The 19,244-nt window shown below is 70.0% G+C and carries 17 protein-coding genes and 5 pseudogenes; 13 read left to right on the forward strand and 9 right to left on the reverse strand.

All coding sequences use genetic code 11. The features are described 5' to 3' along the window. Nucleotides 1-157: 157 nt before the first annotated feature. The gene (locus tag ACQEV8_RS29600) at nt 158-418 is read right to left on the reverse strand and encodes a UBP-type zinc finger domain-containing protein (protein ID WP_391110355.1); all 261 of its coding nucleotides are present in this window, start codon (nt 416-418) and stop codon (nt 158-160) included. A 62-nt stretch (nt 419-480) separates the two neighbouring features. Between ACQEV8_RS29600 and ACQEV8_RS29605 the strand changes: the two are divergent. Further along, nucleotides 481-2,078: pseudogene (locus ACQEV8_RS29605) on the forward strand (Na+/H+ antiporter). 112 nt (nt 2,079-2,190) lie between these two features. Here ACQEV8_RS29605 and ACQEV8_RS29610 read toward each other — a convergent pair. Together ACQEV8_RS29610 and ACQEV8_RS29615 are read right to left on the reverse strand one after the other, a co-directional pair. Next, the gene (locus tag ACQEV8_RS29610; protein ID WP_432966310.1) at nt 2,191-3,108 is read right to left on the reverse strand and encodes a 1-aminocyclopropane-1-carboxylate deaminase/D-cysteine desulfhydrase; all 918 of its coding nucleotides are present in this window, start codon (nt 3,106-3,108) and stop codon (nt 2,191-2,193) included. After that, nucleotides 3,105-3,569 carry a DUF6010 family protein gene (locus ACQEV8_RS29615; RefSeq protein ID WP_432966313.1) on the reverse strand — a complete coding sequence of 155 codons (465 nt, stop codon included), beginning with the start codon at nt 3,567-3,569 and terminating at the stop codon, nt 3,105-3,107. Before ACQEV8_RS29615 ends, ACQEV8_RS29610 begins: the two co-directional genes overlap by 4 nt. A gap of 259 nt (nt 3,570-3,828) precedes the next feature. Here ACQEV8_RS29615 and ACQEV8_RS29620 point away from each other — a divergent pair, with 259 nt between their 5' ends. The 3 genes from ACQEV8_RS29620 to ACQEV8_RS29630 all read left to right on the forward strand — a co-directional run bounded on the left by ACQEV8_RS29620 (nt 3,829) and on the right by ACQEV8_RS29630 (nt 7,591). Further along, nucleotides 3,829-5,235, forward strand: coding sequence for a family 2B encapsulin nanocompartment shell protein (locus ACQEV8_RS29620; RefSeq protein ID WP_432966316.1), 1,407 nt, complete (start codon nt 3,829-3,831; stop codon nt 5,233-5,235). 111 nt (nt 5,236-5,346) lie between these two features. Continuing rightward, on the forward strand, nt 5,347-6,537 hold the full coding sequence (locus ACQEV8_RS29625; protein ID WP_432966319.1) for a family 2 encapsulin nanocompartment cargo protein polyprenyl transferase: 1,191 nt from the start codon (nt 5,347-5,349) through the stop codon (nt 6,535-6,537). 439 nt (nt 6,538-6,976) lie between these two features. Next, on the forward strand, nt 6,977-7,591 hold the full coding sequence (locus ACQEV8_RS29630) for a GNAT family N-acetyltransferase (protein WP_432966322.1): 615 nt from the start codon (nt 6,977-6,979) through the stop codon (nt 7,589-7,591). A 14-nt stretch (nt 7,592-7,605) separates the two neighbouring features. Here the strand turns inward: ACQEV8_RS29630 and ACQEV8_RS29635 are convergent. Beyond that, nucleotides 7,606-7,827: pseudogene (locus ACQEV8_RS29635) on the reverse strand (TetR/AcrR family transcriptional regulator); the annotation flags it as partial. On the opposite strand from ACQEV8_RS29635, the pseudogene ACQEV8_RS29640 reads away from it, so the two are divergent. From ACQEV8_RS29640 to ACQEV8_RS29665, 6 genes and pseudogenes are all read left to right on the forward strand, one after another. Continuing rightward, a pseudogene (locus tag ACQEV8_RS29640) lies at nt 7,826-8,179 on the forward strand (dihydrofolate reductase family protein); the annotation flags it as partial. The pseudogenes ACQEV8_RS29635 and ACQEV8_RS29640 overlap by 2 nt on opposite strands. Nucleotides 8,180-8,205: 26 nt before the next feature. Further along, entirely contained in the window at nt 8,206-8,514 is a 309-nt protein-coding gene (locus ACQEV8_RS29645; protein WP_432966325.1) for a hypothetical protein, read from the forward strand. 84 nt (nt 8,515-8,598) lie between these two features. After that, nucleotides 8,599-9,012, forward strand: a complete 414-nt coding sequence (locus ACQEV8_RS29650) for a YciI family protein (RefSeq protein ID WP_432966328.1) — start codon at nt 8,599-8,601, stop codon at nt 9,010-9,012. A 34-nt stretch (nt 9,013-9,046) separates the two neighbouring features. Further along, nucleotides 9,047-10,267, forward strand: coding sequence for an RNA polymerase sigma factor (locus ACQEV8_RS29655; RefSeq protein WP_432966330.1), 1,221 nt, complete (start codon nt 9,047-9,049; stop codon nt 10,265-10,267). A gap of 414 nt (nt 10,268-10,681) precedes the next feature. Continuing rightward, the gene (locus ACQEV8_RS29660; protein ID WP_432966332.1) at nt 10,682-11,836 is read left to right on the forward strand and encodes an anion permease; all 1,155 of its coding nucleotides are present in this window, start codon (nt 10,682-10,684) and stop codon (nt 11,834-11,836) included. 15 nt (nt 11,837-11,851) lie between these two features. Continuing rightward, on the forward strand, nt 11,852-12,085 hold the full coding sequence (locus ACQEV8_RS29665) for a hypothetical protein (protein ID WP_432966334.1): 234 nt from the start codon (nt 11,852-11,854) through the stop codon (nt 12,083-12,085). 104 nt (nt 12,086-12,189) lie between these two features. On the opposite strand, the gene sodN is transcribed toward ACQEV8_RS29665, so the two are convergent. Beyond that, on the reverse strand, nt 12,190-12,585 hold the full coding sequence (gene sodN / locus ACQEV8_RS29670; protein WP_030928916.1) for a superoxide dismutase, Ni: 396 nt from the start codon (nt 12,583-12,585) through the stop codon (nt 12,190-12,192). A 223-nt stretch (nt 12,586-12,808) separates the two neighbouring features. Here sodN and ACQEV8_RS29675 point away from each other — a divergent pair. Next, a pseudogene (locus tag ACQEV8_RS29675) lies at nt 12,809-12,982 on the forward strand (S24 family peptidase); the annotation flags it as partial. 65 nt (nt 12,983-13,047) lie between these two features. On the opposite strand, the gene ACQEV8_RS29680 reads toward ACQEV8_RS29675, so the two are convergent. Next, nucleotides 13,048-13,704, reverse strand: a complete 657-nt coding sequence (locus ACQEV8_RS29680) for a CGNR zinc finger domain-containing protein (protein WP_432966336.1) — start codon at nt 13,702-13,704, stop codon at nt 13,048-13,050. An 89-nt stretch (nt 13,705-13,793) separates the two neighbouring features. On the opposite strand from ACQEV8_RS29680, the gene ACQEV8_RS29685 reads away from it, so the two are divergent. After that, nucleotides 13,794-14,564 carry a class I SAM-dependent methyltransferase gene (locus ACQEV8_RS29685; RefSeq protein ID WP_432966338.1) on the forward strand — a complete coding sequence of 257 codons (771 nt, stop codon included), beginning with the start codon at nt 13,794-13,796 and terminating at the stop codon, nt 14,562-14,564. Nucleotides 14,565-14,628: 64 nt separating this feature from the next. Here ACQEV8_RS29685 and ACQEV8_RS29690 read toward each other — a convergent pair whose 3' ends face one another. From ACQEV8_RS29690 to ACQEV8_RS29700, 3 genes are read right to left on the reverse strand one after another with little or no spacing between them, the layout of a single operon-like run. Continuing rightward, nucleotides 14,629-15,390, reverse strand: a complete 762-nt coding sequence (locus tag ACQEV8_RS29690; protein WP_432966340.1) for an amino acid ABC transporter ATP-binding protein — start codon at nt 15,388-15,390, stop codon at nt 14,629-14,631. Further along, nucleotides 15,387-16,328 (reverse strand): amino acid ABC transporter permease, encoded by a 942-nt coding sequence (locus ACQEV8_RS29695; RefSeq protein ID WP_432966342.1) that lies wholly within the window; start codon nt 16,326-16,328, stop codon nt 15,387-15,389. Before ACQEV8_RS29695 ends, ACQEV8_RS29690 begins: the two co-directional genes overlap by 4 nt. A gap of 32 nt (nt 16,329-16,360) precedes the next feature. Then, a complete protein-coding gene (locus ACQEV8_RS29700) occupies nt 16,361-17,311 on the reverse strand; it encodes an ABC transporter substrate-binding protein (protein WP_432966344.1) in 951 nt (316 codons plus the stop codon). A gap of 595 nt (nt 17,312-17,906) precedes the next feature. Here ACQEV8_RS29700 and ACQEV8_RS29705 point away from each other — a divergent pair. Beyond that, nucleotides 17,907-19,138, forward strand: a pseudogene (locus tag ACQEV8_RS29705) (NAD(P)-dependent malic enzyme). Nucleotides 19,139-19,244: the final 106 nt, after the last annotated feature.

Raw genomic sequence — 19,244 nt, forward strand, 5'->3', positions numbered from 1 at the left:
GTCCCCGGGACCCCAACCCCTGGTCGTCACTCACAGTAAACCTGTGGATACGCTCCGTGTCTAGGGGTTGGGCGGGCCCAAATGGGAAGAGCGCGCGCCGGGTTGACGTACCCAGACGTCAGACGGTCGAACCGTCCGCCGCCGGGGTCTTGCCGAGTCACACCAGGACATGGTCGACGAAGCACCATCGCCAGGTCTCCCCGGGCTCGTGCGTCCGCATCACGGGATGGCCGGACTCCGTGTGGTGCCCCGCCGCGTGCCGCCCCGGCGAGGAGTCGCAGCAGCCGACGTGACCGCAGCTCAGGCACAGCCGCAGCTGCACCGGATCCATGCCTTCCGCCAGGCACTCCGGACACGTCTCGCTGAGCGGGCCGGGTTCGGGGTGCGGCAGCGCGTCGGCGTGCGTGCACTGTTTCATGATTGCCAGGTTACGACGGTCGAGTGGAAGACCGCGCGAAAAAATGAGGGCGGGCGAGAACGATGGACGTGATGCCACTGCTGTTGCTGGTGGCGGGCAGTGCCGCGATCGCCGCGGCCGCGCGGCGCACCCCGGTGCCGGCGCCGCTGCTGCTGGTGGCGATCGGGCTGGCGGTCAGCTACGTCCCCGGAGTGCCCGACTACACGCTCGACCCGCACATCGTCCTGCCGCTCATCCTGCCCCCGCTGCTGCACACGGCCGCTACCGACAGCTCCTACCTCGACCTGCGGGCCCAGCTCAGGCCGGTCGCGATGCTGTCCGTGGGGTACGTGCTGTTCGCGACCTTCGTGGTCGGCTGGGCCCTGTACGTGATCGTGCCCGACCTGCCGCTGACCGCGGCCCTGGTCTTCGGCGCGGTGGTCGCGCCGCCGGACGCCGTCGCGGCGACGGCGGTGGCACGCCGGGTCGGGCTGCCGTCCCGGATCACCACGATCCTCCAGGGCGAGTCCCTGCTGAACGACGCCACCGCGATCACCGCGTACCGGGTGGCCCTCGCGGCCGCCGTCGGAGAGAGCGCCTCCTGGGCCGGGGGATCGGCGAGTTCCTGCTCGCGGCGGTCGGGGGTGTCGTGGTCGGGCTGGTGCTGATGGCGCCGATCCACTGGCTGCGCACGCACGTGAAGGAGGCGCTGCTGCAGAACACGCTCTCCCTGCTGATCCCGTTCGTCGCCTACGCCGTCGCCGAGCAGGTGCACGCCTCCGGTGTCCTCGCGGTCGTGGTCGTCGCGCTCTACCTGGGACACCGCGCGTGGGAGGTCGACTTCGCCACGCGACTCCAGGAGGAGGCGGTGTGGAAGATGGTGGCCTTCGTCCTGGAGTCGGCCGTGTTCGCGCTGATCGGACTGCAGCTGCCGGTGGTCCTGAGGGGCCTCGGACAGTACGAGGGCGCCGATGCCGCCTGGTACGCGCTCGCCATCTTCCTGGTGGTCGTCGCGGCCCGCTTCGTCTGGGTCTATCCGGCGACTTTCCTGCCCCGGCTGCTCTCGGCGCGGATCAGGGAGCGGGAGGAAAGCCCGACCTGGAAGGGGCCGTTCATCATCGCGTGGGCCGGTATGCGAGGCGTGGTCTCGCTGGCCATCGCCTTCTCGATCCCGCTGACCATGCACGACAGTGAGGAGCCCTTCCCGCACCGCAATCTCATCCTGTTCCTGACCTTCACGACGGTCATCGGCACCCTGGTCGTGCAGGGCCTGACGCTGCCCCCGCTGATCCGGCTGCTGAGAATCCCCTGGCGGGACATCCAGGCGGAGACGCTCGCCGAGGCGAACGCCCAGGCGCAGGCATCCCGGGCCGCCGAGCGGCGCCTGGACGAACTCCTCGCCGACGAGCGCAACGCCCTGCCCGCCCCGCTCGCCGACCGGCTGCGCATCGTCCTGGAGCGCCGCCGCAACGCCGTATGGGAACGGCTCGGGCAGGCCAACCCGATCACCGGGGAGTCCGTCGACGACACCTACCGGCGGCTGTCGCGGGAGATGATCAGCACCGAACGCGAGGTGTTCGTCAGGCTCAGGGACGGCCGGTACATCGACGACGAGATGCTGCGGACCCTGCTGCGCAGGCTGGACCTGGAGGAGGCGGCGGCCTTCCGGGAGGCGGCGTAGCGGCGATGCGGCGCGGGGGCGCTGCCGGGTTTCAGCGGGGCGCTGCCGGGTTTCAGGAGACGCTGTGGGGTGTCACAAGGCGCTCCGGGGTTTCACGGGACGTTGCCGGGTGTCACGGGAAGGGGCGGCCGGTGATGACGGCCGCCACCGTCGTCCCGCGCGGGAAGGCGCCTTCGCCGGCCAGTGCGACCAGGCCGTACAGCAGCTTGGCCACATACAGATGTTCGACGGGCAGGCCGTGACGGCGTTCGAAGTCCGCGGCGAAGGCGTCGAGCTCGTCGGGCACGCGCGCGTAGCCGCCGAAGTGGAAGCGCTCGTCGAGGATCCAGGAGCCGCGCGGGCCGCCGAACGCCTGCCGCTGCAGGGCCTCGGTCTCGGCGGTCAGGAATCCGCCCTTGAGGACCGGCACGCCCAGGGCGCGCTGCCCGGGAGCGAGGCCGGCGGCCAGTCCCGCCAGCGTGCCGCCGGTACCGCAGGCCACGGCCACGACATCGGCCCGGTCGCGCAGCTCGGCGCCGAGCGCCCGGCATCCGCGTACAGCCTCGGCGTTGCTGCCGCCCTCGGGGACGACGTAGGCCCCCTCGGCGTCAGCCTCGCGGAGGATCCCGGCCAGGGCGCGCGGCTCCGACTTGCGGCGGTACGTCGTCCTGTCCGCGAAGTGCAGCCGCATGCCGTCGGCCGCACACCGCGCGAGGGAGGGGTTGAGGGGGCGGCCGGCCAGCTCGTCGCCGCGTACGACACCGACCGTGGGGATGCCGAGCAGCCGGCCTGCCGCGGCCGTGGCGCGCAGGTGGTTGGAGTAGGCGCCGCCGAAGGTGACGACGGGCCGGCCGTCCGCCGCCGCGAGATTCGGCGCCAGCTTGCGCCACTTGTTGCCGATCAGCTCCGGGTGGATCAGGTCGTCCCGCTTCAGCAGCAGCCGGACTCCCCGGCGCTCGAACCGGTCGTCGACGACTTCCAGCACCGGCGAGGGCAACCGGGGGCGCAGGGCCGCGAGGCGGGGCGCGTCGGGGGCGTCGGGGCTGGTCACCCAGTCATTGTCGCCCGAGCGGGAGAGACCTGGTCATCGGCCCGATCCGGCGTCGGCCCGGACTGCCCGGACCGGCGGCCGTGGCGCACGAACTCGATGAGCGACGGTCCGCCCCGCAGGCACCAGAGCGCGATCACCGGGTCGCAGATCGCGCAGCCCAGGGACGAGGTGTGGAGGAACGGGATGATCGGGTCGCCCTTGATGTGGTGGACGATGTCCCAGGCCGTGTGCAGCAGCCAGCCGATGCCGATCCACGTCCACGACTCCAGACCGCGGAAGGCGACGTAGGTCATCAGCGCGGTGAAGGGGAACTCCCAGCCGCCCATGCCGCCGCCGCTGAGATACGCGGCACCGGCGCCCGCGACCATCACGGCGTTCAGGCGCCGCCGGTGCGGTTCGCGGACGAGGGACATCGACAGGGCGTAGAGGATGCCGATGCCGATCGGCGCGATGTACTGCATGGGCGGGGCCGTTCTCTGGAGCCGGGGAGGGGACGGCTGATCACGCTAGATCCGGTCCCGCCCGCTCCCCAGTGGCGGGAGCGACAGGCTTCCACGGATTGTCGCCACCCGGAAAGAGCCTCCCCCTGCCCAGTGATACGAAGATCCATTCCCGCTCTTTCGGGTAATAGCACCGCGAAGCTGAGTGAGGAAGGCTTGCCCGTGGACATCGATGCCCGAGGCATATGGGCGTTGGGCATAACCGGGAGGGCAGTTCTCTATGTCGGTAGGCGAAGAGGTCCGCACGGAGGAGACCAAGCCGCAGCAGAGTCTTGGCACGGCGGCCGCGCGGAACCTGGCCACCACGACCAAGTCCGTGCCGCAGATGCAGGAGATCAGCTCCCGCTGGCTGCTGCGGATGCTGCCCTGGGTGGACATCCAGGGTGGTACGTACCGGGTGAACCGGCGGCTGACCTTCGCCGTGGGCGACGGCCGGATGACGTTCGTGAAGACCGGCGACCGCGTCGAGATCATCCCCGCGGAGCTGGGCGAACTGCCGGCGCTGCGGTCGTACGAGGACCAGGAGGTGCTCTCCGAGATCGCCCGGCGCTGCGAGCAGCGGGAGATCCAGGCGGGCGAGGTGATCGCGTCGTTCGGCGGCCAGGCCGACGAGGTGTACCTGCTGGCACACGGCAGGGTGGAGAAGATCGGCACGGGCCCGTACGGGGACGACGAGTCCCTCGGAGTCCTGGCCGACGGCGCCTACTTCGGCGACGAGGCACTACTGGACGAGGACGCGATCTGGGAGTACACGGCCCGCGCGCTCACCGCGTGCACCGTGCTGGTGCTGCCCCGCCAGGAGTTCGAGCAGATCGCGGAACGCTCGGACTCGCTGCGCGAACACCTGCAGCAGTCCCGGGCGATCCCCGAGCAGCGCTCCAACAAGTACGGCGAGAAGGAGATCGACCTCTCCTCCGGCCACTCCGGCGAGCAGGACATCCCGCACACCTTCGTCGACTACGAGGCCAGGCCCCGTGAGTACGAACTGAGCGTCGCCCAGACCGTGCTGCGCATGCACACGCGCGTGGCCGATCTCTACAACCAGCCCATGAACCAGACCGAGCAGCAGATCCGGCTGACGGTCGAGGCGCTGAAGGAACGCCAGGAGCACGAGCTCGTCAACAACCGCGACTTCGGGCTCCTGCACAACTGCGAGTACGAGCAGCGGATCCAGCCGCACGACGGTGTGCCCGGCCCGGACGACATGGACGAGCTGCTCAGCAGGCGCCGCGGCACCAAACTGCTCCTGGCCCACCCGCGTGCGATCGCCGCGTTCGGCCGTGAGCTCAACAAGCGCGGGCTGGTGCCCGAGACCATCGACGTCGGTGGCAACCGCATCCCCACCTGGCGCGGTGTGCCGATCTACCCGTGCAACAAGATCCCGGTGACCGAGGCCCGTACGACGTCGATCATCGCGATGCGTACCGGTGAGGCCGACCAGGGTGTCATCGGCCTGCGGGCCTCCGGCATCCCGGACGAGATCGAGCCGAGTCTGTCCGTCCGCTTCATGGGCATCAATGAACAGGCCATCATCAAGTACCTGGTCACGGCCTACTACTCGGCCGCGGTCCTGGTACCGGACGCGCTCGGAGTCCTGGAGAACGTCGAGATCGGCCGCTGGCGGTGACGCTCCCGGTGCATCGGCCGTGTCCCCGTCCGCCCGGGCGGGTACACCCTCGGGGTACGCGCTCAGCGGCAGCGGAAGCGCCAACGTCCGCTCATACTCCGAGGCGGTCCCATGGGTGAGTCCCTTACGGAGTTCAGGACGGAGGCGACGCCGCCCACCCCTCGTGAGCAGCGATCCGCCCTCGCTGAGCAGCGAGGTGCCGAGCCCCGGCGTGCGGACGGGGCGCCGGAAAGGCGGGGGTCCATCGGGACGCAGCGGGACGGCCGGCCCGGACCGGCCGAGGGGCACGAGGCGGTCATGCTCCTGGAGCGGGCCCGGACGGAGGTCGACCCGGTGCTGCGGGCCGCGCTCGACTCGCTGCCCGGGCCGATGCGCCGTATCGCGTTCTACCACTTCGGCTGGGAGGAGGAGGACGGCACCCCGGCCGAGGGCGGTTCGGGCAAGGCGATCCGCCCCGCGCTCGTCCTCGCCGCTGCGTCCGCCCTCGGAGGACCCGAGGCGCGGGCGGGAGCGGTCCGGGCCGCCGCGGCGGTGGAGCTGGTGCACAACTTCACGTTGCTGCACGACGACGTGATGGACCGGGACACCACCCGCCGTCACCGTCCCACCGCGTGGACCGTGTTCGGAGACGCCGACGCGATCCTCGGCGGGGACGCCCTGCAGGCGCTGGCCATGCGACTGCTCGCGACGGATCCGCACCCGGCGGCCCGGGCCGCCGCGGTCCGGCTCGCGGACTGCGTGGTCGAACTGTGTGCGGGCCAGCACGCGGACACGGCCATGGAGCGGTGCGACCCCGGCGAGGTCACCATCGAGGAGGTGCTCGCCATGGCGGAGGCCAAGACGGGCGCACTGCTGGGAAGTGCCTGCGCGATCGGCGGCCTGTACGCGGGCGCCGGGGACGAGGACGTGGCGGCGCTGGACGCGTTCGGCCGGGAGGCCGGGCTCGCCTTCCAGCTCATCGACGACGTCATCGGCATATGGGGCGACCCGCACCGCACCGGCAAGCCCGTCGGCGCGGACCTGGCCGCCCGCAAGAAGTCCCTGCCGGTCGTCGCGGCGTTCACATCCGGCACGCCGGCGGCCGCAGAGCTCGCCGAGCTGTACGCACGACCTCGCGAGAAGGAGGACCTGGACCACATCGCTCTGACTGTGGAACGCGCGGGCGGCCGTGACTGGGCGCAGGGTCAGGCTGCCGACCGGATGGCGCGGGCGATGCAGCAGCTGGCACGTGCGGTGCCGGATCCGGAGGCGGCCGGCGGTCTGCTGGCCCTCGCCGAGTTCGTGACACGGCGCAGCAGTTGACGTACGGCTGACGTCCGGCAGCGGCTGGCCGGCATCGGCCAAGTCGGATGCAGTGGCTGGTGGCCGGCATCGGCCAAGTCGGATGCAGTGGCTGGTGGCCGGCATCGGCCAAGTCGGATGCAGTGGCTGGTGGCCGGCATCGGCCAAGCCGGATGCAGTGGCTGGTGGACGGCAGCACAGCATGATCCTTCGGGCGACCGAAGGCAGGACCCCGGAGCGTCGGGGCCGTGCGGCTCCTGACGCCGCACCGCTTCCGGACTCCGGTCGGCGGGTCCCGCACTGCCCCACGGTGTGCGGGGCCCGCCCCTTCTCAACCGTCACGCGACCAAGTTTGGACAGACGTTCGACTGAATTCCGCCAAGCTGTTGCCCCGCCTGCCCTGTACGGCCCTCAATCCCCCTACGATCAACGCCCGTCGGGACGAGCAAAGGGGCGGGGCATGGGCGTGGCGATCCGTACGGCGGGCGAGGCGGACCGGGAGTCGGTCGTCCGGCTGCTGGACGAGGCGTTCCAAAACGACCCCGTGAGCGGCTGGGTCTTCCCCGGGGCGGAGGACCGCCGTGCACATCACCCCGGGCTGATGGCCGCCTTCACCGACATCGTGCTCGCGGCTGGGCGCGTCGACATCACCGAGGACGGCTCGGCCTGTGCGCTGTGGCTGTCCATGCCGGCCGACGACCATGACGGTGACTCCGAGGTCGACGACGGTCCGGCCCAGGTGCGGGCGGCCGTCGACCCGGACAACGAGCGCATCGAGCTGATCGGCCGGCTGACGGCCGCCATCCACCCCTCGGGGCGGGCCCACGAGTACCTGTGGATGATCGGTGTCGCCCCCGGCCGCCAGGGCGAGGGACTCGGCACCGCGCTCATCGAGTCGGTCCTCGACCGCTGCGACCGCGAGGGCGTGTCCGCCTATCTGGAGGCCAGCAGCGCCCGCAGTCGCAAGCTGTACGAGCGTCTCGGCTTCGAGTTCACCGGCCCGGTCCTCGACCTCCCGGACGGCCCGGCCATGTGGCCGATGTGGCGCGAGCCCCGTACGCGCACGGGCTCATAGCTCCTGCGGTCCCGTTCGGGGCGGCGAGTGGCCTCCAGTCGTAGCTCCATGAGGGCCGGATAGCCCGTGCGGTCGCGGGTCGCGCGGGCCATCAGGTCGTGCATGAAGGCCGTGACCAGCGAGCGGTCCTTCGGGCGGGTCATCAGCTCGGCGACCACCGAGGGGTCCGGCGCGAGCCGTACGTGCAGCCGGGTGCCGATCTGGCGCAGCAGGTCGGCGCGTCCGGTGAAGTAGTTGCAGGAGGGCACCATCAGTCCCTACGCCCACCCGCGCGAGTACGTCGCCAGCGGCACGCTCAAGGAATCGCCCGACTCGAACGTCGAGATCGTCGCGGACGACCTGGTCGGCAAGGTCCGCGAACTGAAGTCCGAGGGCAGCGAGTTCGGTATCTCCCGGTGCGGCGGCTCGAAGCTCGCGGGCGAACTGCTCGACGAGATCGACGAGCTCGTCATCAAGACCTACCCGCTGGTGTACGGCTCGGGCATGCCCATGTTCGGGGCCGGGTTCGCGATCTCGGATTTCACCCTGGAGTCCGCGTGTACGTTCGGAAACGGCGTGCTGGTGCGCTCGTACAGCAGGGAGCGCTGAGCCTGTGACCGTTTTACCCTGAGGACATGGGCAGAGACGAACACGTCTGTCCGACCTGCGGACAGCCAGTGGAAACAGTCGTCCGGCGCCACAAGACGCTGGGCACGTGGGTCCCCCTGTGGGTGGCGGGCCCCTGCCACAACCCCGGGTGCGGGGCCTACGACGCGGAGGACGCCGGCAGTGGCCCCACCGTCGAGGACACGCGGCCTGCCGGGGAAACCCGGCCCCACGCGGCCCCCCGGCCGCCCGATGACACCGCCCCACCCGCCACGGCCCCACCCGCCACGGCCCCGGCCGAAACGCCCCCCGGAAAAACCGTCTCGGAAAACTCCTGAGCTCGTGTCGAGAATCCCGGCCCGGCTCCGACGTCCCCTGTGAGAGCCGCCCGGCAGGGTGGTGAGAGCCGAAGGAGCGGACTGATGAAGTACCTGGTCATGGTGCAGGGCACACAGGCGGACTACGAGGCCATGCGCGGCAATGCGTCAGCGGACTCGCCCGCCTGGAACGAGGACGAGCTGCAGGCCATGTTCGCCTACATGGGAGCAATCAACGACGATCTTTCCGAGACCGGCGAGTTCGTCGACGGGCAGGGCCTGGCCGAGCCGGCGCAGACCCGGCATGTCACCCTCGGTGACGACGGCAAGGCGGTGATCACCGACGGCCCGTACAGCGAGAGCAAGGAGCTGCTGGCCGGCTACTGGGTCCTGGAGTGCGAGAGCCTGGAGCGGGTCACGGAGATCGCCGACCGCATCTCCCGCTGCCCCCAGCCGGCCGGTGCCCCCGACTACCCGGTCGTGATCCGCCCGATCATGGACGGCAGCGGGGACATCTGACGAGCCGGCCCGTGCGAGGCCGACGGACCCGCCGGTGAGGAACACACCCGAGGTCGAGGACCTGCTGCGCCGGAACGCGCCGCAGGTCCTCGGCGCGCTGGTCAGACGGTACGGGCACTTCGACGCAGCCGAGGACGCCGTACAGGAGGCGCTGCTCGCGGCGGCCGGACAGTGGCCCTCGGCGGGCGTGCCCGGCAATCCGCGCGGCTGGCTGATCAAGGTGGCCGCGCGGCGGCTGACCGACGCCCTGCGCAGCGAGGAGGCCCGGCGGCAGCGCGAGGAGCGGGCGGCGGCGCTCACGCCACGCGATGCCTTCACCGCCCCGCCGCCCAGGGAGCGGGCTCCCCGTGAGGACGACACCCTCTCGCTGCTGTTCCTGTGCTGTCACCCCGACCTCACCCCGCCCGCCCAGATCGCGCTCACGCTGCGTGCCGTCGGCGGTCTGACCACGGCGGAGATCGCCCGCGCGTACCTGGTCCCGGAGGCCACGATGGCGCAGCGCATCAGCCGGGCCAAGCAGAGGGTGCGGGGGGTACGCTTCGGCCGCCCGGACAGCTGGGAGCGGCGGCTGCCGTCCGTTCTGCAGACCCTCTACCTGATCTTCAACGAGGGCTACACCGCCACCTCCGGCAGCGCCCTCCAACGCCCCGACCTGGCGGGCGAGGCCGTACGGCTGACCCGTACGGTCCACCGGCTGCTCCCCGACGACTGCGAGGTGGCCGGACTGCTCGCGCTGATGCTGCTCACCGACGCCCGCCGCGCTGCGCGCAGCGGACCGAGCGGGGAGCTGATCCCTCTCGACGAACAGGACCGCGACCGCTGGGACACGGCCGGAATCGAGGAGGGCGTCGCGCTGGTGACCCGGGCGCTGTCCCGGGGCAGGACCGGGCCGTACCAGCTGCGGGCCGCGATCGCCGCCGTACACGACGAGGCGCTTTCGCACGAGGCGACGGACTGGGCCGAGATCCTGGGCCTGTACGACATCCTTGTCGGCCTGGTGCCCGGGCCGGTCGAACGTCTCAACCGCGCGGTCGCCGTCGCCATGGTCCACGGCCCGCGCGCCGGCCTGACCGAACTGGACACCCTGTCGGGCACGTTGAAAGGCCACCGCCTGGACGCCGTACGAGGACACCTCCTGGAACGCGCGGGCGAACCCGAAGCCGCCCGGGCCGCCTACGAGTCGGCGGCCGCCCAGACCCTCAGCCTGCCTGAGCAGCGATATCTCCAGACGCGGGCGGCGCGCTTGAGGCGCTAGCGTGTGAGGCATGGGCATGACGGGGGAGGGGCGTCGCGGAGTGTGGCGCTGGGCAGTCATCGTGTGGGCGCTTGCCGTGGTCGTCGCGGGTGGGCTGACGTTGTGGATGCAGGACTCGACGGAGCCTCAGGGACCGTACGTCTGGGAAGAGGCGAAACCTGACATGACACCGAGCCTGCCGCCCTGCCCTACGCCGGAGGGCGTCGACGCGGCCCTTTGCGCATACGCGTACACGGAGGCCGACTAGCCGCGCGGCAAGGCGACTTCTGTTGCCTCGCATCACACTCGGGCGCCGGCTGCCCCGGACAACTGCCCGCAGGGCCAGGTCACCCACCACGGCCACCTGCGTGAACCTTGACCAGCCTTTGCCTCGCCGTTCTCCGCGTATTGGTCCGCGCTTGTTTGCATTCAGGAATGGACCACATCACGTTCCTCGTGGCGGTCGTCATCGTCACGGCGCTCGCCTTCGACTTCACCAACGGATTCCACGACACGGCGAACGCGATGGCCACGTCCATCGCCACCGGCGCGCTGGCTCCACGTACGGCGGTCCTGATCAGCGGTGTCCTCAATGTCGCCGGTGCCTTTCTCTCCACCGAGGTGGCCAAGACCATCTCGGGCGGCATCGTGGACGACACCCTCGTCAGCCCGGGGATGATCTTCGCGGGGCTGGTCGGGGCGATCCTGTGGAACCTGCTGACCTGGCTCGTGGGGCTGCCCTCGAGCTCCTCGCACGCCCTGTTCGGCGGGCTGATCGGGGCCGTGTGGGTCGGGGCGGGCAGCCACGGCGTCCACTTCGACAAGGTCGTCGAGAAGGTGCTCGTTCCGGCGGTGGCCTCGCCGCTCGTGGCCGGTGTCGCCGCGCTGCTCGCCACCTACCTCGCCTACCGGCTCACCGACCGCGCCCGCAAGGACTCCGTCACCAAGGGCTTCCGGATCGGCCAGATCGCCTCCGCCTCCCTGGTCTCCCTCGCCCACGGCACGAACGACGCGCAGAAGACCATGGGCGTCATCACCCTCACCCTGATCTCGGCCGGTGCGCTCGGCCACGACGCCGGCCCGCCCCTGTGGGTCATCGCCTCCGCGGGCATCGCTATCGGGCTCGGCACCTACCTCGGCGGCTGGCGCATCATCCGCACGATGGGCAAGGGCCTCACCGAGATCCAGTCGCCGCAGGGCTTCGCCGCCGAGACCGCCTCCACCACCGTCATCCTCACCTCCGCCCACCTCGGCTTCGCCCTGTCCACCACCCAGGTCGCCTCGGGCAGCATCCTCGGCGCGGGGCTCGGCCGCAGGCTCGCGGAGGTCCGCTGGGGCGTCGCGGGCCGGATGGCGATCGCCTGGATGATCACCCTGCCCGCCGCCGCACTGGTCGGCGGCGTGGCCGCGAGCGTCGTCCAGAACGGCGGCGACCTCGGTACGGCGGTCGTCGCCCTGGTCGGCGCGGCCCTGGCCGCCGGCATCGTGGCCGTCTCGCGCCGCAACCCGGTGCACGCGCACAACGTCAACGACGCGCAAGAGGTCAGCATCCGCACCGAGCCGCCCGCCAAGGTCGGCACGGCAGCCTGACGTCGGGGAGTCGACATGCATCTGGACTGGACCGCACTCGGCCAGGTCGGCGCGGTGAGCGTCGGCGTCACCGTCGCCGTGGTCGTCGTGTTCGCCTTCGGCGTCCTCGGTCTCGCCCGGCTGGAGGGCGCCCGCGAACAGCAGGGCGGCACCTCCGCCCTCGGCGTCACCCAGGCCGCCCTGTGCTTCCTCACCTGCGCGGCCGTGGTGGCGTACGGGATCTACCTGATCGTGCCTCAGTTCCACTGACTGTCAGCCACGACTGACCCATACATACGACTACGTACGACTACGTACGACGAAGGGGCCCGGCCGGGTACTCCCAGCCGGGCCCCTTCGGGCAGCCCATGAATTCAGGCCTTCTTGGTCTCCCAGAAGATCTTGTCGATCTGGGCGATGTAGTCCAGAGCCTTCTGCCCGGTCGCCGGGTCGGTCGAGCCCTTGGCGGCCGAGAGGGCCTTGAGGGCGTCGTTGACCAGCTGGTGCAGCTCCGGGTACTTCTCGAAGTGCGGGGGCTTGAAGTAGTCGCTCCAGAGCACCGAGACGTGGTGCTTGGCGAGCTCGGCGCGCTGCTCCTTGATGACGGTGGCGCGCGCCTGGAAGTGCGGGTCGTCGTTGCCGGCCATCTTCTCCTGGACAGCCTTGACCGACTCCGCCTCGATGCGGGCCTGGGCAGGGTCGTACACACCGCAGGGCAGGTCGCAGTGGGCGCTGACCTTGACCTTGGGGGCAAACAGGCGGGAAAGCATGGAGCATTCCTTCCTCGTGATCGTCTTCTCACAGGGGACATTACTCCGTGGGGGACGGGTTTTCGCGGGTGCCCCCATGGGCTTAGGACAAAAGTCCGGGGTGAGACTGAGACTGGTGGAGGAAGAACCGGGGAGGTGCCGGGTGATGCCGGAGCTGTCGCAGGAGTCCGAGCGGGGGAGGCCGGCCGCGCCCTTCGGCGTCGCCGAGGTGACCGGGCCGTCCATGGTGCCCACGCTGTACCACGGGGACCGGCTCCTGGTGCACTACGGGATCCGGGTCAAGCCCGGTGACGTCGTCGTGCTGAGGCATCCCTTCCAGCAGGACCTGCTCGTCGTGAAGCGGGTCGCCCAGCGGCGCGAGAGCGGCTGGTGGGTGCTCGGGGACAACGCGTACGCCGGTGGTGACAGCACCGACTACGGCGTCGTACCGGACGACCTGGTTCTGGGGCGGGTCCGGTTCCGTTACCGGCCGCGCGGGGCCGGGCGTTCGCCCTGGGCGCTGCTGCGCTGGCTGCTGTCGGCCGCCAGGCCCGTCTTCTCGGTCAGGTCGGGCAGGGCGGCCTCGCGGCGCTTGCGGGCGCGGTAGGCCGCCACATTGGCGCGGGTCGCACAGCGGTCGGAGCAGTAGCGCCGGGAGCGGTTCGTGGAGGTGTCCAGGTAGGCGTTGCGGCAGGGCGCGGCCTCGCACAGGCCGAGCCGGTCCACGCCGTACTCGGTCAGGTGGAACGCCAGGCCCATCGCCGCGATCGCCGCGTAGCCCGCGGTGGCGTTGGACGGGTGGTCCGCCAGGTGCATGTGCCACAGGGGGCGGCCGTCGTCGTCGCGGAAGTCGTGCCCGGAGATCTGCGGGCTCACGGGGAACTCCAGGAGGAGGGAGTTCAGCAGGTCGACGGCCAGGGTCTCGTCGCCCGAGTCGGCCGCCTCGAACACCGCGCGCAGCCGGGCCCGGATCGAGCGGAACCGCGTCACGTCCGAGTCGGTGGCTCGGCGGGCCGCCGACTGGCTGGCGCCGAACAGGTCGCGGACGGCCTCGACCGACGTCAGGGCGTCCTTGCCCCGGGCCGGTTCCTCGGTGTTGACGAGGCGCACGGCGTAGTCCGAGTAATAGGCCAGTTCCACTTGTAGTCCTTACGGAGGGGCTTTATTGTCGTGAGCGCGCACTGGTAACAGCTGATGGTGCTTCCAGGGTATTACGAGGGAGGGTCTCGATGACGGACGCCGACACCACTGCGGCCACCACCGACTGGCGTGCCTGGCAGGAGAGCTGGGACCGGCAGCAGGAGTGGTACCTGCCCGACCGCGAGGAGCGGTTCCAGATCATGCTCGACATGGTGGAGGCCCTGGTGGGCACCGCCCCGCGCGTGCTCGACCTCGCCTGCGGCACGGGCAGCATCACCGCCCGGCTGCTCGCCCGGTTCCCCGAGGCCACCAGCACCGGCGTCGACCTCGACCCGGCACTCCTCGCCATCGCCGAGGGCACCTTCGCGGGCGACGACCGGGTCGGCCTCGTCACCGCGGACCTCAAGGACCCCGACTGGCCGGCGAAGCTGCCGTACGACTCGTATGACGCCGTCCTGACCGCGACGGCCCTGCACTGGCTGCACCGGGAACCCCTCGCGGACCTCTACGGCCAGGTCGCGGGAGTCGTCCGCGACGGCGGTGTCTTCATGAACGCGGATCACATGATCGACGAGTCGACGCCCCGGATCAACGCCGCCGAGCAGGCACAGCGGCACGCCCGTATGGATCAGGCCAAGCGGGACGGCATCCTCGACTGGTCCGAATGGTGGCAGCTCGCCGCCAAGGACCCGGTCCTCGCGGGGCCCACGGCCCGGCGCTACGAGATCTACGGCGAGCACGCCGACGGCGACATGCCGTCGGCGGCGTGGCACGCGCGCGTGCTGCGCGAGAAGGGATTCGGCGAGGCCAGGCCGGTGTGGTGCTCGCCCTCGGACACCCTGCTGCTCGCCCTGAGGTGACCGGGCGCGGACGAGCGAAGGGGGCGGTACGGAGATCCGTACCGCCCCCTCGGTGTTCGTACCCTCAGAGCACCTTGGACAGGAACGACTTCGTCCGCTCGTGCTGCGGGTTCGTCAGCACCTCGCGCGGGTGACCGGATTCGACCACCACACCGCCGTCCATGAAGACCAGGCTGTCGCCCACCTCGCGGGCGAAGCCCATCTCGTGGGTGACGACGATCATCGTCATACCCGACTCGGCGAGGTCGCGCATGACGTCCAGGACGTCACCGACCAGCTCCGGGTCGAGCGCCGAGGTCGGCTCGTCGAACAGCATCAGCTTCGGGTCCATGGCGAGGGCCCGCGCGATGGCGACGCGCTGCTGCTGGCCGCCGGAGAGCTGCGAGGGGTAGCTGCCCGCCTTGTCGGCCAGTCCCACCCGGTCCAGGAGCTCCTGGGCGCGCGTGCGGGCCTGGCTCTTGCTGACGCCCTTGACCTGAACCGGTGCCTCCATGACGTTCTCGACGGCCGTCATGTGCGGGAACAGGTTGAAGCGCTGGAAGACCATGCCGATGTCCCGGCGCTTGACCGCGACCTCGCTGTCCTTGAGCTCGTAGAGCTTGTCGCCCTTCTGGCGGTAGCCGACCAGCTCGCCGTCCACGTACAGACGGCCGGCGTTGATCTTCTCCAGGTGGTTGATGCACCTCAGGAAGGTCGACTTGCCGGAGCCCGAAGGGCCGATGAGGCAGAACACCTCGCCGGACTTCACCTCCAGGTCGATTCCCTTGAGGACCTCTACGGGGCCGAAGGACTTGTGGACGCCCTCGGCCTTGACCATGGCGGTCATGCGGTGCCTCCCGTCGACGCCGAGCGGTTGGACAGGGACAGCAGATTCGCCTTGATCTTCTGGAACGGGGTGGCCGGGAGCGACCGGCTCGAACCACGCGCGTAGTACCGCTCCAGGTAGTACTGGCCCACGCTGAAGACCGAGGTCAGCAGCAGGTACCAGGCAGCCGCCAGGAACAGCATCTCGGCGGGGGCGCCGGAGGTCTGGCCGATGTCCTGGGCGGCGCGGAGCAGCTCGGGATACTGGACGACCGAGACCAGCGAGGTCGTCTTCAGCATGTTGATGACCTCGTTGCCCGTCGGCGGCACGATCACGCGCATCGCCTGCGGGATGACGATCCGGCGCAGCGTCCTGGTGTGGCTCATGCCCAGCGCGTGCGACGCCTCCGTCTGGCCCTCGTCGACCGAGAGCAGACCGGCACGGCAGATCTCCGCCATGTAGGCGGCCTCGTTGAGGCCGAGACCCAGCAGGGCCGTCAGGAACGGGGTCATGAAGTCCGACCACTCGTCCTTGTAGAACGGCCCGAGGTTGATGTACTCGAAGACCAGGCCCAGGTTGAACCAGACGATCAGCTGCACCAGGACCGGGGTGCCGCGGAAGAACCAGATGTAGAACCACGCGATCGACGAGGTCACCGGGTTCTTCGACAGGCGCATCACGGCCAGCAGGACACCGCCGACGATGCCGATCGCCATGGACAGAACGGTCAGCAGGAGCGTTTTGCCTACGCCGTTCAGGATGCGGTCGTCGAAGAAGTAGTCCGGGATCGCACCCCAGTTGATCTTGCCTTGGGAGAACGCGTAGACGATGCCGCCCAGCAGGGCGAGAGCGACGACGGCGGTGACGTACCGCCCGTAGTGCCGGACCGGGATGGCCTTGATGGCCTCCGGTCCGGCCGGGGGCGTGTCGGCCGGCGTCTTGTCGATGTCAACAGTCACGGGTGTTGCCTTTCAGTGCCGCTGCGTCGCGGTCACTTGCCGCCGTTGATCGTGGCTTCCGTGATGGCGCCGTCCGTGACGCCCCACTTCTTCATGATCTTCTCGTACTCGCCGCTCTTGATGACGGCGTCCAGCGCGGCCTTGAGGGCGTCACGCAGCTGCGTCTGGTTCTTGGCGACCGCGATGCCGTACGGGGCCGCCTCGACCTGCTCGCCGACCAGCTGGAAGTCCTTGCCGCCGCCGGAGGTCTTCACCGCGTACGCGGCGACCGGGAAGTCGGACGAACCGGCGACCGCGCCACCCGCGCGCAGGCGGGTCTGGGCCTGCTGGTCGTTGTCGAAGGGCTCGATGGCGATCTTCTTGCCGGCCGGGCACTTCTTCGACTCCGCCTTGGCGAGGTCCTCGGAGACCGTGCCGCGCTGCAGCACGATCTTCTTGCCGCACAGGTCGGACCAGGTCTTGATGCCCTGGTCGTCGCCCTTCTTGGTGTAGATCGAGACACCGGCGGTGAAGTAGTCGACGAAGTCGACGCCCTCACCGACCTTCTTGCCGGTGTCGGAGTCGATGCCCTCCTGGCGGTCCTTGGTGTCGGTCATCGCGGACATGGCGATGTCGTACCGCTTGGAGCGCAGACCCGTGATCAGCGTGTCGAAGGTGCCGTTCTCGAACTGGAAGTCGACCCCGAGCTGCTTGCCCATGGCGGCGGCGAGGTCCGGGTCGATACCGACCGTCTTGCCCGCGTCGTCCTTGAACTCGACCGGGGCGTACGCGATGTCGGAACCGACCTTGATGACGCCCTTGTCGCGGATGGACTTCGGCAGCTTGTCGGCGAGCGGGGCCGAGGCCGCCGTGTCGCTGGAGCCGTTGTCCTTGGTCTGGTCACCGCATCCGGTGAGTATCAGCGCGCCTGCGACCGCGATCGCACCGACCGCTGCTAGCCGGGAGTGCGCGGCGGTCGTACGACGGGTGGAGCTTGCGGTCATGGTGGGTTCCTCCGGCGGATGGGTGGAGTTGCCGATGGGGCCGGCGGCTGCCGGTGCGGCAGCGCGCCATGGGTCGACGAGAGCACACGTCTTCGAGTGTCGCGACCTCGTGTGATTACGGCATCTTGCCATTCGGACTGCGGCATTCTGGGCGCCATCCATGTCAAAATCGGATAACGGGCGACCCCCGAACCGCACCACTCCGGTACATCACGGCCGGACCTTCTGTTGGAATCTTTCCTTCCGGCCGGAAGATCTTCGGCGAATCCCGGGATTTCGGTACGAGGGTCGTGGGCTTCGCCGACGCTTGAGCGGTTGCCGCTGGTTTGTCCAGACCTTGTCCTGATTTTGGTCGAAGAGTCGGAGCGCGTGCATGTGACCTTCGCGTTATGGACTCGTCGTCGGCCTCGTCCGTCCGGTAAGAAGGGTGTTTACACCCCTCATCCGGGGCTCAGGGCGCGTGTGCGGCGCGCCCGTCGCGTACGCGCCCGTACGTATCACGTACAGAGCACGACCACGGCGGTACGCGGTCCCGCCCACCCCTCACCAGGAGTGGCCACCCTCAGACCAATGAAGATTTAAGGGGTAGAACGAAGTGGCAGCGGAGATCGTCAATCCTCGCAGCGAGAGCAAGACCGGCGATACGGGTCATGAGGGCGGTGCGGAGCCCCTCGACTCCTTCGACCCGGCGTTCGCATTGCATCGCGGCGGCAAAATGGCCGTGCAGGCCACAGTGCCGGTCCGTGACAAGGACGACCTGTCCCTGGCGTACACGCCCGGCGTCGCGAAGGTGTGCAGCGCGATCGCGGAGCAGCCGGACCTCGTCCACGATTACACGTGGAAGTCGTCGGTCGTCGCCGTCGTGACGGACGGTACGGCCGTGCTGGGGCTCGGTGACATCGGGCCCGAGGCCTCCCTCCCGGTGATGGAGGGCAAGGCCATCCTGTTCAAGCAGTTCGGGGCGTGGACGCGGTTCCGATCGCGCTGAACTGCACGGACGTCGACGAGATCGTCGAGACCGTGGTGCGGCTCTCGCCGTCGTTCGGCGGGGTCAACCTGGAGGACATCTCGGCGCCCCGGTGCTTCGAGATCGAGCGGAAGCTGCAGGAGCGGCTGGACATTCCGGTCTTCCACGACGACCAGCACGGTACGGCTGTGGTGACGCTGGCGGCCCTGCGGAACGCCGCGCGGCTGAGCAAGCGGTCGTTGGGGGAGCTGCGGGCCGTCATCTCCGGGGCGGGGGCGGCCGGTGTCGCCATCGCGCGGATGCTGGTCGAGGCCGGGATCGGGGATGTCGCGGTCGCCGACCGCAAGGGTGTCGTGTCGGCGGACCGGGACGACCTCACGGCGGTGAAGCAGGAGCTGGCCGGGTTCACGAACAAGGCGGGGATCAGCGGGTCGCTGGAGGCCGCGCTGGCCGGAGCCGATGTGTTCATCGGGGTGTCCGGTGGGACGGTGTCGGAAGCGGCCGTTTCCTCCATGGCCGAGGGTGCGTTTGTGTTCGCCATGGCGAATCCGAACCCTGAGGTGCACCCGGAGGTCGCGCACAAGTACGCGTCTGTCGTGGCGACCGGGCGGTCGGACTTCCCGAACCAGATCAACAACGTGCTGGCGTTTCCGGGGATCTTCGCGGGGGCGCTGCAGGTGCGGGCCTCTCGGATCACCGAGGGGATGAAGCTGGCGGCGGCCGAGGCGCTCGCGTCCGTGGTCGGGGACGATCTCGCTGCCGACTACGTCATCCCGTCGCCGTTCGACGAGCGGGTCGCGCCGGCGGTGACGGCGGCCGTGGCCGCGGCCGCGCGGGCTGAGGGTGTGGCTCGACGCTGACGTGACGCAGCCGTGATGTGGCCCCGTCCTGGTGTGGGCGGGGTCATTTCTTTTGCTGGGGCGGCGGGTACGGCTGTTTGGGTGGTGGGGTGCCTGCGGCGGCCTG

This window comes from Streptomyces sp. CA-179760 (genome assembly GCF_050937045.1).
GTDB lineage: Bacteria > Actinomycetota > Actinomycetes > Streptomycetales > Streptomycetaceae > Streptomyces.

What these genes read in the sequence shown, in the direction of transcription:
- ACQEV8_RS29600 (WP_391110355.1), bottom strand. Translation starts at nt 418, where the DNA reads ATGAAACAGTGCACGCACGCCGACGCGCTGCCGCACCCCGAACCCGGC.
- ACQEV8_RS29615 (WP_432966313.1), bottom strand. Translation starts at nt 3,569, where the DNA reads ATGCAGTACATCGCGCCGATCGGCATCGGCATCCTCTACGCCCTGTCG.
- ACQEV8_RS29620 (WP_432966316.1), top strand. Translation starts at nt 3,829, where the DNA reads ATGTCGGTAGGCGAAGAGGTCCGCACGGAGGAGACCAAGCCGCAGCAG.
- ACQEV8_RS29625 (WP_432966319.1), top strand. Translation starts at nt 5,347, where the DNA reads ATGGGTGAGTCCCTTACGGAGTTCAGGACGGAGGCGACGCCGCCCACC.
- ACQEV8_RS29630 (WP_432966322.1), top strand. Translation starts at nt 6,977, where the DNA reads ATGGGCGTGGCGATCCGTACGGCGGGCGAGGCGGACCGGGAGTCGGTC.
- ACQEV8_RS29645 (WP_432966325.1), top strand. Translation starts at nt 8,206, where the DNA reads ATGGGCAGAGACGAACACGTCTGTCCGACCTGCGGACAGCCAGTGGAA.
- ACQEV8_RS29650 (WP_432966328.1), top strand. Translation starts at nt 8,599, where the DNA reads ATGAAGTACCTGGTCATGGTGCAGGGCACACAGGCGGACTACGAGGCC.
- ACQEV8_RS29660 (WP_432966332.1), top strand. Translation starts at nt 10,682, where the DNA reads ATGGACCACATCACGTTCCTCGTGGCGGTCGTCATCGTCACGGCGCTC.
- ACQEV8_RS29665 (WP_432966334.1), top strand. Translation starts at nt 11,852, where the DNA reads ATGCATCTGGACTGGACCGCACTCGGCCAGGTCGGCGCGGTGAGCGTC.
- sodN (WP_030928916.1), bottom strand. Translation starts at nt 12,585, where the DNA reads ATGCTTTCCCGCCTGTTTGCCCCCAAGGTCAAGGTCAGCGCCCACTGC.
- ACQEV8_RS29685 (WP_432966338.1), top strand. Translation starts at nt 13,794, where the DNA reads ATGACGGACGCCGACACCACTGCGGCCACCACCGACTGGCGTGCCTGG.
- ACQEV8_RS29690 (WP_432966340.1), bottom strand. Translation starts at nt 15,390, where the DNA reads ATGACCGCCATGGTCAAGGCCGAGGGCGTCCACAAGTCCTTCGGCCCC.
- ACQEV8_RS29700 (WP_432966344.1), bottom strand. Translation starts at nt 17,311, where the DNA reads ATGACCGCAAGCTCCACCCGTCGTACGACCGCCGCGCACTCCCGGCTA.